The sequence below is a fragment of the Stenotrophomonas sp. Steno-Z1 genome (assembly GCF_056393175.1).
The window spans coordinates 279,155-294,171 of sequence record NZ_JBWJPB010000004.1 but is presented as its reverse complement, the minus strand read 5'-3'; the positions used below and the strand labels follow the sequence as shown (position 1 = coordinate 294,171).

Here is a 15,017-nt window from a genome sequence, read left to right as displayed (position 1 = left end):
CCGTGGGCCGTCATGCTCACAACACCGCGTTGTGGAAGTCGAAGTTCAGTTCACTGCCCGCGGACTGCACCATGTTGCCCTGGATGAAGTCGACGCCGCCCATCCACATGGCCGCGGCGGCCTGCGGATCTTCGATCTGCTGGCCGATGATGAGCAACCCGGCGCGGTGCGCGTGCTCGATCGCCGCGCGCAGTTCGTCGCGGGTGCGCTGGTTGGCATGGCTGCTGGAGAAGCGCGCGGCCATGCGCACATGGCTGAGCGGCAACTGGGTGAGCAGCGCATTGGCTTCGCTGCCGGGCTCGAACTGGCTCAGGCAGAAGCGCACGCCGGCCGCGCTCATGCGCGTGCAGAACTGTTGCAGGGTGACGGTGTGGATGAGTGCGTCGGGCAGGCGCACATCGATCACCAGCGCGCTGCCGGCGATCTGGCGACGGGCCAGTGATTCCAGCAGCCAGTCGGCGAAGGCGTCGCGGGCCAGCGTGCGCAGCGACTGCGACACGAACAGGCTCAGCGGCTGGGTGGCATGGCGGTACAGGTCCAGCAGGCCCAGGGCATGGTCCATCACCTGCTGGTCGAGGTCGGCGATGCGCCCGGCCGCTTCGGCGGCGGGAATCACCTGGCCGGCGGCGAGCACGCTGCCATCGGCCTGGCGCAGCCGCAGCAGCACCTGGTACTGCGCGCTGTCGCCGCCGGCAACGGCGACGATGGGCTGGTAGGCCAGTTCCAGCTGGCCGTCGAGCAAGGCCAGGTGTTCCTGCGCGGCGATGTCTTCGCGGCGCACGTGCGCGGCCACGCCGGCGCTGAGCAGGCGGGCCTGCAGGGTGGTGCGTTCGACCGCTTCCAGTGCCGCGCCGGCATCGCTGAAGCCCAGCGACAGCTGGGCATGGCCGACCACGCCGCGCAGGTGCACCGATTCGTCGTCGCGGATCACGAAGGCGCGCGCGGACAACTGCTCGCGCAGGTTCTGCGCGAGCACGTCCAGGCTCTCTTCGTCGATGCCGCGGGCCAGGACCAGGAAGCTGTTGTCGTTGAGGCGGGCCAGCAGGTGCGGCTGGGCGCTGTCGGCGAGGCGTTGCGCGGCCTGCACCATCAGGCGCTCGAAGGCGGCATAGCCGTAGCGCTCACGCAGGCCCAGGGCGCTGGCCACTTCGATGAAGAACAGCCCGCCCTGGTCGCGATGGGCGAGCGAGGCGGCGAGCTGCTGCATGACATGGTGGCGGGTGGGCAGGCCGGTCTCGGGATTGTTCATCGCCGGGGCACCCTGCGCGCCCGGTTGCGAGGCGGCCTGGGCGCGCGCGCGGCGGATCCGGTTGGAGACCGCGGCGATCAGGTGGCGCGGGCGGATCGGCTTGCTGAGGAAATCGTCGGCACCGCTGTCGAGGACTTCAAACTGGCGTTCCGGGTCCGGGTCGCCGCTGAGGAAGACGATCGGCAGCAGCTGCTGGCCGGGCTGCTGGCGGATCAGCGCGGTCAGGCGCATGCCATCCAGGCCGGGCAGGTGCAGGTCCATCAGGATCAGGTCGGGGCGGTTGTCGGCGATCGCCTGCTGCACGCCTTCGGCGTCGCTGTGCACGATCGCTTCCATGCCGGCGCCATGCAGCACGCTCTGCGCGAACAGGGCCTGCGAGCGGTCGTCCTCGACGATCAGCACCCGGTAGGGCGCGTCCAGCGCCAGCGGCGGTGCGGCCTCGTCGTGTTGGCCCGATTCCAGCGGCGGCGGCACCGGCATCGGCGGCGGGGCCGGTGCGGCGGCCAGGGCAGCAGTCAGCGGCACCACGTTGCTGGGGGCCACGGCAGGCGCGGTCGCGCCGACCCAACGCTGCCAGTGATCGGCCGGCGGCGTTTCAGCGCGGATGACGCGGGTGGATGCAACAACGTTTTCGGTGACGGCCATCAGTACTCCCAGTCTGCGGCGCAATTATGCCGTGCATGTCGCTGCTTACGGTGGCAACACGTCGCGGTTCGACAGCGCGGCGGATCGTTCGGTGGCCTGGCCCAGCAGCCAGCGCATGCCCTTCCACAACGTGCGCCAGACCAGCCACACCACCAGCGCGCCGGCCAGGCTGCAGCCGACCACCACCACCAGCGCCAGCCACGGGTGCGCCAGTGCCAGCGCAAGGCCGCCGACCACCACGGTGTCCTCGGCCGCCGAGGCCATCCAGTTGCTGGCCGGTTCGGGCGAGGTGTTGAGCAGGGCGCGGGTGCCGGACTTCAATCCATGGCTGGCCAGCGCCACGCCGGCGCCGGCGACCAAGGCGGTGCCGCTGAGTTCGCCACTGGGCGACAGCGTGGCGGCGGCCAGGAACGCACCGGCCGGGACCCGCGCCAGGGTCTGCACCAGGTCCCAGGCCGAGTCGACCCCGGGGATCTTGTCGGCAAAGAACTCGGCGATCGCCAGCGCCGCGGAGGTGCCCAGCACCCACCACGACTCGGTGGCCTGCAGCGCCGGCGGCAGGTCGACCCAGCCAAGCAGCCCGGCCAGGCCCACGCCGAATACGGTCAGGTACACGCGGATCCCGGCCAGCCAGGCCAGCAGGATGCCGATGACGAACAGATGGGCTTCGGTCATGGGACGGGCTCCGCCTGCAAAGTGTGCACAGGCCCACACTATCGGGGATGACGTCAATGAACGCCACCGCCGGCCACCCTGCCCGGCGCGTGAAATCCCTCCCCCCTGATTTACACTAGCCAGTCGCTCGTTCCGACAGGGGCCGTGCCGGTAGCGCCCTGCGCTGCCGCGGACAACCGCCATGAACCACCCGTCACCCTCACGTATCCAGATCCGCCGCCCCGGCACGCCGCCCGTGCAGGATCGCCGCCGTCTGGCCCTCCTGGCCGGGGCGTGGCTGCTCACGCTCATCGTGGCGGTGCTGGTCGGTCGTTGGACCGCCGGCCCGGGCGGTGACGTGGGCCAGCAGCTGGCGGCCGCCCAGGCCCGCGCCGAGACCCTGAACAAGCAGGTGGTCGAACTGCAGCAGCGCCAGGCCACGCTGCAGGCCTCCGACCGGATCAGCCGCGCGGCCAACAATGAAGTGCAGACCTCGCTGGGCGAGCGCGACGAGGAAATCGCCGGCCTGCGTGCCGACGTGGCCTTCTACGAGCGGCTGGTCGGGGCGACCAGCCAGCGCAAGGGCCTGAACACCCATTCGGTGGAGTTTTCGCCGGAGACCGGGGGCACCTGGCAGTACGCCGTGGTGCTCACCCAGAACCTCAACCGGGGCGCCATCAGCCAGGGGCAGATGCGTTTCACCGTCGAAGGCGTCAAGGACGGCAAGCTGACCTCGGTCAGCTGGGACGAGCTGCACCAGCGCACCAAGGTGCCGGGCCAGGAGTATTCCTTCCGGTACTTCCAGCAGCTCACCGGCAGCATCATCCTGCCGAAAGACTTCACCCCGCAACGTGTGCGGGTCACGCTGGGATCGGGCGCGGGGGGCGCCACCCAGGTTTTTGATTGGAAGCAGGCCGGCGCACCGGCTGCACCATCGGCAAAAGAAGGGGAGTAAGCCCATGTTTGGCAGCAATAAATCCAACCGCGACGGTCATCTGGTCGTGGACGCGCTGATCGGCGCACAGGTGGTGATCCGGGGTGACGTGGAGTTCAGCGGGGGCCTGTATGTGGAAGGCACCATCCTGGGCAAGGTGATCGCAGCCGAGGGGGCGTCCAACGCCACCCTGACCCTGGCCGAACAGGGCAGCATCGAGGGCGAGATCCGCGCCCAGGTGGTGGTCATCAGTGGCCGCCTCGACGGCGACGTGCATGCCAGCGAAAAGGTCGAACTGACCCCGACTGCCCGGGTCACCGGCAACATCCACTACCAGGTGGTGGAGATGAACGCCGGGGCCCAGCTCACCGGCCGCCTGATTCATGGCGCCGCGCAGATGGCGCTGCCGCCGCCGGCCGACGAGAACGCCGACAAAGGCAAGGACGGCAGTGCCCGCAAGAAACTCGCCAACGCGATGGCCTGAACGGCCGATCGCTTGAAAGCGTGCTCATGCGCCCCCATGCTGGGGGCATGAGCACGCTTGTTTCCCTGCCCGGCGCCCCCGCGCCCGCGCCGAACTACCAATCGCTGGACCGTCCCCTGAACTTCACCGAGGCCGCTGCGGCCAAAGTGAAGGAACTGATCCAGGACGAGGCCAGTACCTCGCTCGCCCTGCGCGTGTACATCCAGGGCGGTGGGTGCTCGGGCTTCCAGTACGGTTTCGAGTTCGACGAGAACCGTGCCGAGGACGACCTGGCCGTGGACACCAATGGTGTCACCCTGCTGGTCGATCCGCTGAGCCTGCAGTACCTGATGGGCGCCGAAGTGGACTACACCGAAAGTCTGACCGGCGCGCAGTTCGTGATCCGCAACCCGAACGCCAAGACCACCTGCGGCTGCGGCAGCAGTTTCAGCATGTGATGGCGCGCGCCGGCGACCCGATCGGGTCCGCCGGCGCTTGCCACTGTCGTCGAATATGGGCAGGCTTTGTGCATGTCCAGATTTTCTTCGCCGCTGTCCGGTTTCGCCTTCACCACCGACCCCCTCGAACGTGCCGATACGCTGCGTGATGACGCCGACGCGTTGGCACGCCTGTGGCCGACGGCCCACGTCCTGGTCATGGACCCGGATGGCCGCGCGCTGGCCGGCGACGACGGCCAGCCCCTCGCGCTGCGTGGCGCGCAGCTCGGCGGCGGCCCGGGCACCGCGATCTTCCTCGGCCTGCGGGGTGAGCGCGGCTGGTTCTCGGTGGAATCTGCCGCGGTCGATGTGACCGCACCGCAACGCGTGGACCTGCGCGAGTCGGCCACCACGTGGTCGGCCGCCGACGCCAGCGCGTTCTGCTATGCGCGCGGCATGTCGTACTGGCACTCGCGCACGCGCTTCTGCGGGGTCTGCGGGGGTGGGATCACCTTCTCGCGCGGCGGCTTCGTCGGGCGCTGCGGGCAATGCGGCACCGAGCACTACCCGCGGGTGGACCCGGCGGTGATCGTGGCCGTGGAAAACAACGGGCGATTGTTGTTGGGGCGCCAGGCCAACTGGGCGCCGCGCCGCTATTCGGTACTGGCCGGGTTCGTCGAGCCGGGCGAGTCGCTGGAGCAGACGGTGGCACGCGAGGTCTTCGAGGAAAGCCGGGTGCGGGTACGCGAGTGCCGTTACCTGGGCACCCAGCCGTGGCCGTTCCCGGGCGCGCTGATGCTGGGCTTTGCCGCCACGGCCGAAGACGACGTGCCCACCGTGAACGGTGAGCTGGAAGATGCGCGCTGGTTCACCGTGGACGAGGTGGGTGCGGCGCTGGCGCGGGATGTGGACGATGACGGGCTGGGCATCCGCCTGTCACCGCCGATCTCGATCTCGCGCAGCCTGATCGAGCACTGGTACCGCCAGCAGGTGGGGTGACCGGGAGCGCCGTTGCCGCTGGCTGAACACGCGGCAGCGTAGAGTGGCACTGGCCCGGGGAATTGCCGGGTCGCAGGGCATAGTAGCGGCCAGAAACCGCGCCGGAGGCTTACATGTTCACCACCCTCGTCGCCGTGCTGGTCGCCCTGGCCCTTGGCCATGTCGCCCCTGCCGCGGCGGTGGCGCTGCGCCGGTTCGGGCTGTACCGGCGCTGGTTGCAATGGCTGGATGCGCATGCCGCCGAGGGCGGCTTCTGGCGCTCGCGCCAGGGGTGGGTGCTGGCGCTGCTGCCCTGGCTGCTGGTCCTGCTGCTGCTGCAGTGGGCGCTGCACGGGCGCCTGTTCGGGCTGCCCTCGCTGCTGCTGGGCGTGGCGACACTGGTGGTCTGCTGGGGCCCGCGTGACCTGGACCGCGATGTCGAGGCGGTGATCGATGCCGACGACGCGCCGACCCGGCACCTGGCAATCGCCCAGTTGCAGGCCGCCGGCGGCAGCCTGCACGAAGACGTGTCCTCGCTGGTCGAAGCGACCGTGCTGAACGCGCTGCGGCGCTGGTTCGCGGTGTTGTTCTGGTTCCTGCTGCTGGGCCCGGTCGGTGCGCTGGCGTATCGCCTGCTGGCGTTGCTGGCGGTCGGGCCGATGCGTGCGCTGGCCCCGGTGGACTGCGCGATCGGGGCGCGGCGGGTGTTGAGCTGGCTGGAGTGGCCGGTGGCGCAGCTGATGTCGCTGTCGATGGCGCTGGTGGGCAATTTCGATACCGCGTACAAGGCCTGGCGGCAGGCCCACGGCAACCAGTGGGCGGCCTCGGCGGTGTTCCTGGGCGCGGTGGCGCGCGCCAGCGTCAGCGCGGAGCTGCGCGAGGACGCGCACGATTACAGCGATGCGGGCATGGTGCCGGTGTGGCGACGCCTGCCGGAACTGCGCGATGCGATGAGCCTGGTATGGCGGATGCTGCTGCTGTGGATGGCAGCGCTGGCGCTGCTGGTGATCGCCGGCTGGGTGACCTGAGCGGGGCGATCAGCCCGGCGCGAGCCAGGTGAACGGTACCCACGGCAGGTTGCGCGCGATCCAGTACACCGGCAGCAGGGTCAGCCAGAACGCCGGGGTGGTCAGCAGGGTGATCAACGGTTGCATCCAGCGCGGGCGCCAGCCCAGCGTCCAGCCCAGTACGAGCGGGGCAATGGCCAGCATCAGCATGGCCAGCGGGTTCATCGAGATGGCGGTCAGCACATCGCCATGGGCCAACGCGTGCAGCGCACGGGTCAGCCCACAGCCAATGCAGTAGAAACCGGTGACGGCGTGGAAGCTGCACGGCGGGAACGGGCTGTTGGCGCTGTTGGGGTCGAAATGACGCAACGCCCAGAACCCCGCGCCGACGACCAGCGCCGTCGGCGGAAGGGCCGCCATCAACAACCAGCGCTTGCCGTGCAGTGCCTGCATCAGTTGCTGCTTTCGATCTGCTGCTGGAGCTGCTGGATCTGTTCCATGTAGCCCTCGGTGCCGACAGTGGCCAGCCAGATCAGCGAGAACAGGGTGGCGGCGATCAGGATGCCGGAGGTGACCCAGGCCCAGATCTTGGCGTTCTTGGAGGCATTGCGCGCGGCGACCAGGTCGCCCTGGTTGAGCAGCGTGTTGACCTTGGTACCAAACACGATGGCGACGATACCGGTGGCGATCGCCGGGAAGCTCAGGCACGACACGCAGCACATGAAGAATGCCAGGACGGTAACGATGATCGACCAGATCAGGTAGTTCGGGACGGTACCGGAGGCGGGCGGCAGCGGGGCGGTGGCATTCATTGGCGAAGCTCCATTTTCTGGGGTGGGTGGTGTCGAACAGCGCGTTCGACCGTGCTGGGCGGTAATCTAACCGATGTGAATGCCGGTATGTATACGGTTACATGGGCGCCGACGGCCTCAGCCGTTGGTGCCACGGAGTTCGCGGACCCGTTGTTCGAGTGCGTCGGCGGTGGCCGTCGCGCCCGGCACTGCCGGGCCCGCAGCCACCTCCACGTGCGCGCGGAAGCGGCGCGGGACGCGCATCCGGCCCATCCGGGTATCGCGCCGGCTCCACATGCTGGCCCACATTCCGCGCAACGCCATCGGCACCACCGGCACCGGGCGGCGCTCCAGGATCTTTTCCACGCCGGACTTGAACGCGGCCATCTCGCCATCGCGGGTGAGCGCGCCTTCCGGGAAGATGCAGACCAGCTCGCCCTCGGCCAACGCCGCGTCGACCTCGTCGAAGGCGGCCTGCATCAGCGCGGGGTCCTCGCGCGCGCCGGCGATCGGGATCGCCTTGGCGGTGCGGAAGATCCAGCGCATCACCGGGATGTTGAAGATCTTGTAGTACATGACGAAGCGGACCGGGCGCGGGATGGTGGCCGACAGGATCAGCGCATCCATGTAGCTGACGTGGTTGCACACGATCAGCGCGGCGCCTTCGTCGGGCACGTTGGCCTCGATGCCGTGCAGGCGCAGCCGGTACAGGCCGCGCACCATCACCCAGCTGAGGAAGCGCATCAGGAATTCGGGGACGATGGTGAAGATGTAGATCGCCACCACGGCATTGGCGATGGCCAGTGCCAGGAACAGTTGCGGGATGGTCCAGTGCAGGAATTTCTGCGTGACCAGCGCGATCAGCGCGGCGCCCACGATGAAGCCGGAGTTCTGGATGTTGAGCGCGGCGAACACGCGCGACATCTCCGACTTCGGGGTGCGGCTCTGGATCAGCGCGAACAGCGGCACCACGAAGAAGCCGGTGAAGAGGCCGATGCCGACCAGGTCGACGATGATGCGCACGCTGCCCGGTTGCGCGACGAATGCGGCGACCCCGAGCCCGGCGGCGGTGGCGGTGCCGGCCCGGGCGAAATACAGGTCCAGCATGAAGGCGGTCATGCCGAATGCGCCCAGTGGCACCAGGCCGATTTCAACGGTGCGCCCGGACAGCTTCTCGCACAGCAGCGAGCCGACCCCGGTGCCGACCGAGAACAGCGCCAGCGCGAAGATGTACAGCGTGGGCTCGCCGCCGAGGTTGACCACCGCGTAGGTGGGCAGCTGCGAGGTCAGCATCGTGCCGACGAACCAGAACCAGGACACGCCCAGGATGGCGTTGCGCACCGCCTTCTGCTTCTTGGCCAGGCGCAGCACGGCCAACGACTCGGGGATGGGGTTCCAGTTGATCTTCAGGTCCGGCGCGCCGGCGTCGACCTTGGGGATCATCCGCGCGGTGATGTTGCCGACGATCGCCAGCGCGATCACCGCCGTGGCCGCCACCACCGGGCCGAAGCTGCCGGCCAGGGTGAAGATGATGCCGCCGCTGATCATGCCGGTCAGGATCGACATCGAGGTGCCCATCTCGACCAGGCCATTGCCGCCGGTGAGCTCTTCCGGGCGCAGCACCGAGGGCAGCACCGAGTACTTGACCGGGCCGAACAGGGTGGACTGCAGGCCGGTGCAGAACAACGCCACCAGCAGCACCGGCATGCTCTGGGTGAGGAAGCCGACCGCGGCCAGCGACATGATCGCGATCTCCATCGTGGTGGTGATCACGATCAGCCGCGATTTCTCCAGTTTTTCGGCGATCTGCCCGGCCAGGGCGGAGAACAGGAAGTACGGCAGGATGAAGATGGCCGGCGCCAGCGTGGTGTACAGCGATTGTTCTTCCTGGCTCACGCCGAGGTAGAACAGCAGGCCGATGATGGCCTGGCGGTACACGTTGTCGTTGAACGCGCCCAGCGACTGGACGATGAAGAACGGCAGGAAGCGACGCTGCTTGAGCAGGGCGAACTGGCTGTGGCCGGACATGGAATCTCCTTGCGAACCGGCGCAGCCTAGCACTGTCGTCGTTCGCGCAGGATGGCAGCGCCGCGGCCCCCGGCGCTGCCGGGCGGGGTCAGACGATGTCGTCGACCACGCCGCCGTCCACCCGCAGCGCCGCGCCGGAGGTGGCCGAGGCCTGTGGCGAGGCCAGGTAGACCACCATGTTGGCCACTTCCTCCACCGTGGCCGCGCGCTGGATCACGGAGGTGGGCCGGTTGGCCATCACGAACTCGCGGCCGAGCACCTCCAGTGACTTGCCGGTGCGTGCGCGCTCGTCCTCCATCATTGCCGCGAAGCCATCGGACAGGGTCGGGCCGGGCAGCACCGCATTGACGGTGACGCCGCTGCCGGCCACGCGCTTGGCCAGCCCGCGCGACAGCCCGAGCAGGGCGGTCTTGGTGACCCCGTAATGGATCATGTCGGCGGGGATGTTGCGGGCCGACTCGGACGACAGGAACAGCACCCGGCCCCAGCCGCGCTCGACCATGCCCGGCAGCAGGGCGCGCGACAGGCGCACGCCCGACATCACGTTGGTCTGCCAGTAGTGGTCCCAGGTGCCGTCATCGGTCTCGAAGAAGTCCTGCGGGCCGAAGATGCCGGCGTTGTTGACCAGGATGTCGATGGCCGGCAGCGCGGCCAGCAGGGTGTCCACGCCGGCGGCGTCGGAGAGGTCGGCGGCGGCGCCGAGCAGGGTCGCGTTGGGCAGGGCCTGGCGCAGCGTGGCCAGCGCAGCGTCCACCGAGGCCTGGCTGCGGCCATTGACGACGACCCGGGCACCCGCGGCGGCCAGCCCATGGGCGATGCCGTGGCCGATGCCGGCGGTGGAGGCGGTGACCAGGGCGGTCTTGCCGGTGAGATCCAGTTGCATGGGCGGTTCCTTGAGCAGGGGGAGAACGCGGTCAGTGTGCGCGGCCGCCGGTAAGGGCGTCGTGCATCCCGCGTTCCCTTCATGGTGGGGCGCGTCTCTGCGGCACCCGTGCACGCGCCGCAGCGCTGCATTGCACCGCCTCAGCGCAGGGTGCGTGCCGCTTCGTTGGCAGCGCCGCGCAGCTTGGGAAGCAGGCGCAGCATGAGTCCCATCTGGGTGCGGATGAGCTGCAGCTTGGGCGGCATGTCGTCGGTGATCTGTTCCAGCTGCTCGGCCAGTGCGCGGTCGCCGTCGTTGTCGGTGTCGTCCACCGGTTCGCGCTGCTCCAGTGCCGCGGCGATGCGCTGCATGGCCTGCTCGACGCGCTCGCGCCCCGCCTGGGCCTGCGGATCCTGGACGTAGCTGTCCAGCTGCGCGCGGTGTGCGCCGAGCGCGGAGAGGTGGCCAAGCAGGGTGTTGGACAGGGCCAGGAAGCGGAAGCCGGCATCCAGGTTGCGTCGCACGTGGCCCGGTTCGCGCAGCATGTTCGACAGCGCGGTGGACAGCGCCGCATCGGCGTTGTGCATGTCGCGCCGGGCGATGCGGTAGGCCAGGTCGTCCTGCATGCCACTGCCGTACTGGCCGAGCACCGCGTCCAGGTAACGCGCGCAGTTGGCCAGCACCCGCGCCATCACCAGGTTGAGCCGCCGGCCCTGCCAGTCGGGCAGGATCAGGAACGCGGCCGCGGCGGCGATCGCGCAGCCGAGCAGGGTGTCGACCAGGCGCGGCCAGATCAGCAGGAACCCATCGCCGATGAGGTTGAAGCAGGTCAGGGCCATCACCGTGATCGCGGCCGAGGCGACCAGGTAGCGGTCGCTGCGGGTGAAGAAGAACAGTAGCGCGGACAGCAGCGCGATCAGCAGTTCGATGCGCAGGTCCTGGAACAGCTGCATCAAGGCCCAGGTGAACACCAGGCCGATCAGCGTGCCGGCGATGCGCTGGGCCAGCCGCTGCCGGGTGGCGCCGAAGTGCGGGCGGCACACGAACACGATGGTGAGCAGTACCCAGGAACCGTTCTGTGCGTTGAACAGGCGGATGGCGGCGAAGCCGACGATCAGCGCCAGCGCCATGCGCAGGCCATGGCGGAACAGCACCGAGCCCGGGGTGAGCTGCTGGCGGATGCGAACGAACATTTCGCGCAGGGTGTGCGGGTTGGTGTCGCGCAGGCGGGTGTCGACGTTGTCCAGGGTGGAGTCCGACTTTTCCGCCTCGGACAGGCGCCGCTCGATGCTCTGCAGGTTGTGGCCGAGCAGTTCCAGCGAGGACAGCAGGCGCTGCCACTGCGGGTTGTGCTGGGCGCGCAGCCAGGTGAGCGAATCGGTGAGGTCGGCGGTGGCCTGCTTGGTGCGTTCCCCGTACTGGAAGGGGCGGCGCAGGCGGATGGCCAGGCCGAGGTTGGCGCAGGCCTCGCCCTGCAGCGCGAGCAGGCGCTGGCAGCGGTACAGCACGTCGCTGTGGAAGAACGCCTCGGTGAGCGCACCGTAGGGATAGTGCGAGGAGCTGGCGCGTTCGTGGAAGTCCTGGGCCATGTAGTACAGGCGCAGGTACAGGCCGGATTGCACGCCGGGGCGGCCGGAGCGGCCGAAGCGGGCGAGGATGGCGACCTTGGCGATGTTGAGCGCGTCGACCACGCGGCGGTTCTGTTCGGCCAGGGCGAGCTGGCGCTTCTGCACGTCGGCATCGCGGACCGGTTCGAACAGGTCGGCTTTGAGCTGCAGGTAGCGGCCCAGTTCCAGGTAGAGGCGGGCGACGCGTTCGCGCACCGGGCGGTTGGCGAACAGGGCGGTCCAGAGGATGGAGAGCAGGCCGTACCAGAGCGCGCCGGCGAGCAGGTGGCTGACCGCGTTGATGGCCTGGGCGCGGTCGCTGGCGCCGTGTTGTTCCAGGCCGATCATGGTGTAGATGGCCAGGGTGACGGTGGCCTGGGCAATGGAGGCGTAGCGTTCGCCGAGGGCGCCGAGGAGGGTGAGGCCGAAGGTGGACAGGGCCAGGGCGGCGATGAACACCCACGGCCAGGCGAACAACTCGACCACGGCGGTGGCGGCGATGATGAAGCACACCAGGGAGAGCGCGACCGATTTGGTGCGGCCCCACGCGTTGTCGTCGGTTTCGGCGATGGCGCTGGCGATGATGCCGAGGAACACGCCAGGCAGGGCAGGCAGCTGGTCCAGGTGCCAGCACACGCCCATCGCCACCGACAGCGCAATGAACACCCGCAGGCCATAGCTGGCCTTTTCGTGCGCCCACAGGCGGCTCAGGCGGGATTCTCGGGCGGACATGCGGGCTCGGGGTGCGGGGCAGCCCATTATTGCCGGTGTGTGGTGAAGGGGACAGCGCGGGTGTCCCCACCTCAACAGCGTCGCGATTGGGCCCCACCGGTGTGGGGCGGTGCCCAACGGAGAAGCCGGTAGTGCCGAGCCATGCTCGGCACCGCGCGAAGCGCGCTACCCGATCCGGTACAGCGGGTCCGTGCCCAACAGAGAAGCCGGTAGTGCCGAGCCATGCCCGGCACCGCGCGAAGCGCGCCGTCCGATCCGGTACAGCGGGTCGGTGCCCAACGGCGAAGCAGGTAGTGCCGAGCCATGCTCGGCACCGCGCGAAGCGCGGCCGCCAGGTGCCAACGCCATCGCCCTGAACGTCGCCGAGCATGTCTCGGCATGACCGGAACGGTTACAGGTCGAAACGCACGCTCACCGCGAAGGTGCGCGGCAGGCCCACGCCGGCGTTGGACCAGTATTTTCTGTTGGCCAGGTTCTCCACGCCGGCGCGCCAGGTGACCGGGTGGCCGTCCAGCTGCATGCGGTAGCCCAGGCCGGCGTTGACCAGGGTGTAGTCGGGAAGGTTGAGGGTGTTGTCGGCGTCGTAGTAGACGTCGCCGTAGTAGCGGGCCAGCGCGTAGACGCTCAGGCCCTCCACCTGCGGGATGCTGTAGTCGGCGTGCAGCACGCCCTGCCAGCGCGCGGCGCCGGCGGTGCGGTTGCCCTGCTGGGCGACGCTGTCGGGGGACAGCTTGTCGTAGGTCGGGTCGAGCCAGGTGACACCGCCGCCGATGGTGAGCGCGTCGGTCAGGCGGACGTCGCCGCTGACTTCGACGCCCTCGTACAGGGTGATGCCGTCCTGCACCAGTACCTTGCCGGCGGGGGTGAGCAGGTCGATGTTGGCGCCGCGCTCCAGGCGGAAGGCGGCGGCATTGGCATTCCAGCGCGGGGTTTCGATCTTGGCACCGATCTCGTACTGCTTGCTGAGGGTCGGGTCGAGCACGGTGCCCGCGTTGATGTAGTCGCTGCCGACGCGGCTGCCGGCCTCCAGCGATTCGACGTAGCTGGCGTACACGGTGACGGCGTCGGCCGGCTTGTACATCACGGCGTAGGTCGGGGTGACCGGGTAGGTGTGGTAGGCGCCCTTGTTTTCGAAGTCGTTGTAGCGCGCACCGGCCAGCACCGACCAGCCGTCGGCGATGCTGACCGTGTCGCTGACGAAGACCGCCTGCTGCACCGTTTCGCTGCCGCGGCTGAGCACGCGCGAGCCCACTGCGTCGTGGCGCAGCACCGGGCGTTGGTAGATGTTCCCGCGGCCGATGGTGTTCCATTCGTACGGGCGGTCCCAGCCCAGCCCGGTCTGGTGGGAGACCCCGGCCACGACCTGGTGCGACAGCGGGCCGGTGTCGAAACGGCCCTGGAGGATGGCCTGGGCCAGCGTCCACTCGCTCTTGCCGCCGAGTTCGTAGGTGTTGACGTTGTAGTCGCCGTTGACGTCGTCGATGTAGGCAAAGATCTTGTTGACGTCGTTCCAGGAGGTGGTCACGCCATAGCTCAGGCTGGCCTTCCAGTCGCTGTTGATCTGCCAGTTCAACGCGGTGGAGAGCAGGCTGGAGCGGGTATCGTAGTAGCTGCCGTCGATGCTGTTGTCGACGTCGCCGGCCAGCGCGCGCGGCAGCTCGGTCAGGCCGATGAAGTAGTACTGCGGGGATTCGTTGGCCAGGTCGCGCGACTGGAACACGCCATCGAAGGTCCAGGTGAGGCGGTCGCTCAGGCGCGCGTCCAGCGACAGCGCGCCGACCTTGCGGTTCACGTCGCCGCCGTTGAAGGTCTCGCCCGTCTCCTGGTACGCGTTGAAGCGGTAGCCGAACATGTCTTCGTTGCCGAAGCGCCCGCCCACATCGACCTGGCCGCTGACAATGCCCGCCTCGCGCCAGCCGAGCTGCGCCGACAGCATGGTGACCTCGGTCGGCTTCTTGGTCACGTAGTTGACGATGCCGCCGGGTTGGCCGAAACCGTACATGAACCCACCGGGACCCTTCAGCAGTTCCACCTGCTCCATCACTTCCAGCGGCCACTCGGTGCCCCACGAAGAGACCTGCAGGCCATTGACGCGGTAGCTGTCGTAGCTGAGGTCGATGCCGCGGTTGCGGATCGGCGAGCTCCAGCCGCTGGCATACGCGCTGACCTGGGTAACCACCGACGGGTCGGTCAGGAAGGCCTCGCCCAGCGAGACGACCTGGCGCTTCTCGATCTCTTCGCGACCGACCACGGCGATCGCGAACGGGGTATCGCGCACCGCGCGGTCACCCAGCGCGCCGGTGTCGGTGTGGGTGCGCTCGGCGATGACCTTGATGGCATCCAGGTCGGTGGCCGAGCGTGCGCGCGGCGCGCCATCCGGGGCGGTTTGCGCCTGCGCGGCACAGGCCAGGGACAGGGCCACGGCGAGCGTGGCCAGGCGGGGCAGGGAAGACGACAGCATCGATGGGTTCCTTGGCGGACAGCGCAACGCCGTCCGCGATCTGCAGAAGGCGGGGGAGAGGTCGATGGCTGGATCGCGCAGGCTGGCCGGGAACCGGCAGCGGGTGCATCGCAGAGGGCGGTGCAGGACCGTGGCTGGATGCGAATTGTTGTCGTTTTGCTACGCGGCG

The 15,017-nt window shown here is 68.9% G+C and carries 13 protein-coding genes; 5 read left to right on the top strand and 8 right to left on the bottom strand.

Going from position 1 to position 15,017, the window contains the following annotated elements:
* Nucleotides 1-16: 16 nt before the first annotated feature.
* Nucleotides 17-1,894, bottom strand: coding sequence for an EAL domain-containing protein (locus AC06FD_RS13650; protein WP_478078105.1), 1,878 nt, complete (start codon nucleotides 1,892-1,894; stop codon nucleotides 17-19).
* A gap of 45 nt (nucleotides 1,895-1,939) precedes the next feature.
* The gene (locus tag AC06FD_RS13645; RefSeq protein ID WP_259208957.1) at nucleotides 1,940-2,569 is read right to left on the bottom strand and encodes a DUF4126 domain-containing protein; all 630 of its coding nucleotides are present in this window, start codon (nucleotides 2,567-2,569) and stop codon (nucleotides 1,940-1,942) included.
* Nucleotides 2,570-2,750: 181 nt separating this feature from the next.
* On the opposite strand from AC06FD_RS13645, the gene AC06FD_RS13640 reads away from it, so the two are divergent.
* The 5 genes from AC06FD_RS13640 (at nucleotide 2,751) to ampE (ending at nucleotide 6,388) form a co-directional block, all read left to right on the top strand.
* Complete coding sequence (locus tag AC06FD_RS13640; protein WP_259208959.1) at nucleotides 2,751-3,503, top strand: DUF6776 family protein; 753 nt, start codon at nucleotides 2,751-2,753, stop codon at nucleotides 3,501-3,503.
* A gap of 4 nt (nucleotides 3,504-3,507) precedes the next feature.
* Nucleotides 3,508-3,966, top strand: coding sequence for a bactofilin family protein (locus AC06FD_RS13635; RefSeq protein ID WP_394164005.1), 459 nt, complete (start codon nucleotides 3,508-3,510; stop codon nucleotides 3,964-3,966).
* Between the two features lie 47 nt (nucleotides 3,967-4,013).
* The gene (gene erpA / locus AC06FD_RS13630) at nucleotides 4,014-4,403 is read left to right on the top strand and encodes an iron-sulfur cluster insertion protein ErpA (RefSeq protein WP_256776573.1); all 390 of its coding nucleotides are present in this window, start codon (nucleotides 4,014-4,016) and stop codon (nucleotides 4,401-4,403) included.
* 66 nt (nucleotides 4,404-4,469) lie between these two features.
* Nucleotides 4,470-5,381, top strand: a complete 912-nt coding sequence (gene nudC, locus AC06FD_RS13625) for an NAD(+) diphosphatase (protein ID WP_259208961.1) — start codon at nucleotides 4,470-4,472, stop codon at nucleotides 5,379-5,381.
* A gap of 113 nt (nucleotides 5,382-5,494) precedes the next feature.
* Nucleotides 5,495-6,388, top strand: a complete 894-nt coding sequence (gene ampE / locus AC06FD_RS13620) for a regulatory signaling modulator protein AmpE (protein WP_259208962.1) — start codon at nucleotides 5,495-5,497, stop codon at nucleotides 6,386-6,388.
* 9 nt (nucleotides 6,389-6,397) lie between these two features.
* Here ampE and AC06FD_RS13615 read toward each other — a convergent pair whose 3' ends face one another.
* The 6 genes from AC06FD_RS13615 to AC06FD_RS13590 form a co-directional block, all read right to left on the bottom strand.
* The gene (locus AC06FD_RS13615) at nucleotides 6,398-6,820 is read right to left on the bottom strand and encodes a DUF2752 domain-containing protein (RefSeq protein WP_394164007.1); all 423 of its coding nucleotides are present in this window, start codon (nucleotides 6,818-6,820) and stop codon (nucleotides 6,398-6,400) included.
* Nucleotides 6,820-7,179: a CD225/dispanin family protein gene (locus tag AC06FD_RS13610; RefSeq protein WP_394164008.1), complete on the bottom strand. Its 360-nt coding sequence runs from the start codon at nucleotides 7,177-7,179 to the stop codon at nucleotides 6,820-6,822. Before AC06FD_RS13610 ends, AC06FD_RS13615 begins: the two co-directional genes overlap by 1 nt.
* A 117-nt stretch (nucleotides 7,180-7,296) precedes the next feature.
* A complete protein-coding gene (locus AC06FD_RS13605; RefSeq protein ID WP_478078104.1) occupies nucleotides 7,297-9,186 on the bottom strand; it encodes an MFS transporter in 1,890 nt (629 codons plus the stop codon).
* Nucleotides 9,187-9,274: 88 nt separating this feature from the next.
* Nucleotides 9,275-10,069: an SDR family NAD(P)-dependent oxidoreductase gene (locus AC06FD_RS13600; protein WP_259208965.1), complete on the bottom strand. Its 795-nt coding sequence runs from the start codon at nucleotides 10,067-10,069 to the stop codon at nucleotides 9,275-9,277.
* Nucleotides 10,070-10,209: 140 nt separating this feature from the next.
* A complete protein-coding gene (yccS, locus tag AC06FD_RS13595) occupies nucleotides 10,210-12,387 on the bottom strand; it encodes a YccS family putative transporter (RefSeq protein ID WP_478078103.1) in 2,178 nt (725 codons plus the stop codon).
* A 391-nt stretch (nucleotides 12,388-12,778) separates the two neighbouring features.
* Nucleotides 12,779-14,848: a TonB-dependent siderophore receptor gene (locus AC06FD_RS13590; RefSeq protein WP_478078102.1), complete on the bottom strand. Its 2,070-nt coding sequence runs from the start codon at nucleotides 14,846-14,848 to the stop codon at nucleotides 12,779-12,781.
* Between the last annotated feature and the right edge of the window lie 169 nt (nucleotides 14,849-15,017).

What these genes read in the sequence shown, in the direction of transcription:
- AC06FD_RS13650 (WP_478078105.1), bottom strand. Translation starts at nt 1,894, where the DNA reads ATGGCCGTCACCGAAAACGTTGTTGCATCCACCCGCGTCATCCGCGCT.
- AC06FD_RS13645 (WP_259208957.1), bottom strand. Translation starts at nt 2,569, where the DNA reads ATGACCGAAGCCCATCTGTTCGTCATCGGCATCCTGCTGGCCTGGCTG.
- AC06FD_RS13640 (WP_259208959.1), top strand. Translation starts at nt 2,751, where the DNA reads ATGAACCACCCGTCACCCTCACGTATCCAGATCCGCCGCCCCGGCACG.
- AC06FD_RS13635 (WP_394164005.1), top strand. Translation starts at nt 3,508, where the DNA reads ATGTTTGGCAGCAATAAATCCAACCGCGACGGTCATCTGGTCGTGGAC.
- erpA (WP_256776573.1), top strand. Translation starts at nt 4,014, where the DNA reads ATGAGCACGCTTGTTTCCCTGCCCGGCGCCCCCGCGCCCGCGCCGAAC.
- ampE (WP_259208962.1), top strand. Translation starts at nt 5,495, where the DNA reads ATGTTCACCACCCTCGTCGCCGTGCTGGTCGCCCTGGCCCTTGGCCAT.
- AC06FD_RS13615 (WP_394164007.1), bottom strand. Translation starts at nt 6,820, where the DNA reads ATGCAGGCACTGCACGGCAAGCGCTGGTTGTTGATGGCGGCCCTTCCG.
- AC06FD_RS13610 (WP_394164008.1), bottom strand. Translation starts at nt 7,179, where the DNA reads ATGAATGCCACCGCCCCGCTGCCGCCCGCCTCCGGTACCGTCCCGAAC.
- AC06FD_RS13605 (WP_478078104.1), bottom strand. Translation starts at nt 9,186, where the DNA reads ATGTCCGGCCACAGCCAGTTCGCCCTGCTCAAGCAGCGTCGCTTCCTG.
- AC06FD_RS13600 (WP_259208965.1), bottom strand. Translation starts at nt 10,069, where the DNA reads ATGCAACTGGATCTCACCGGCAAGACCGCCCTGGTCACCGCCTCCACC.
- yccS (WP_478078103.1), bottom strand. Translation starts at nt 12,387, where the DNA reads ATGTCCGCCCGAGAATCCCGCCTGAGCCGCCTGTGGGCGCACGAAAAG.
- AC06FD_RS13590 (WP_478078102.1), bottom strand. Translation starts at nt 14,848, where the DNA reads ATGCTGTCGTCTTCCCTGCCCCGCCTGGCCACGCTCGCCGTGGCCCTG.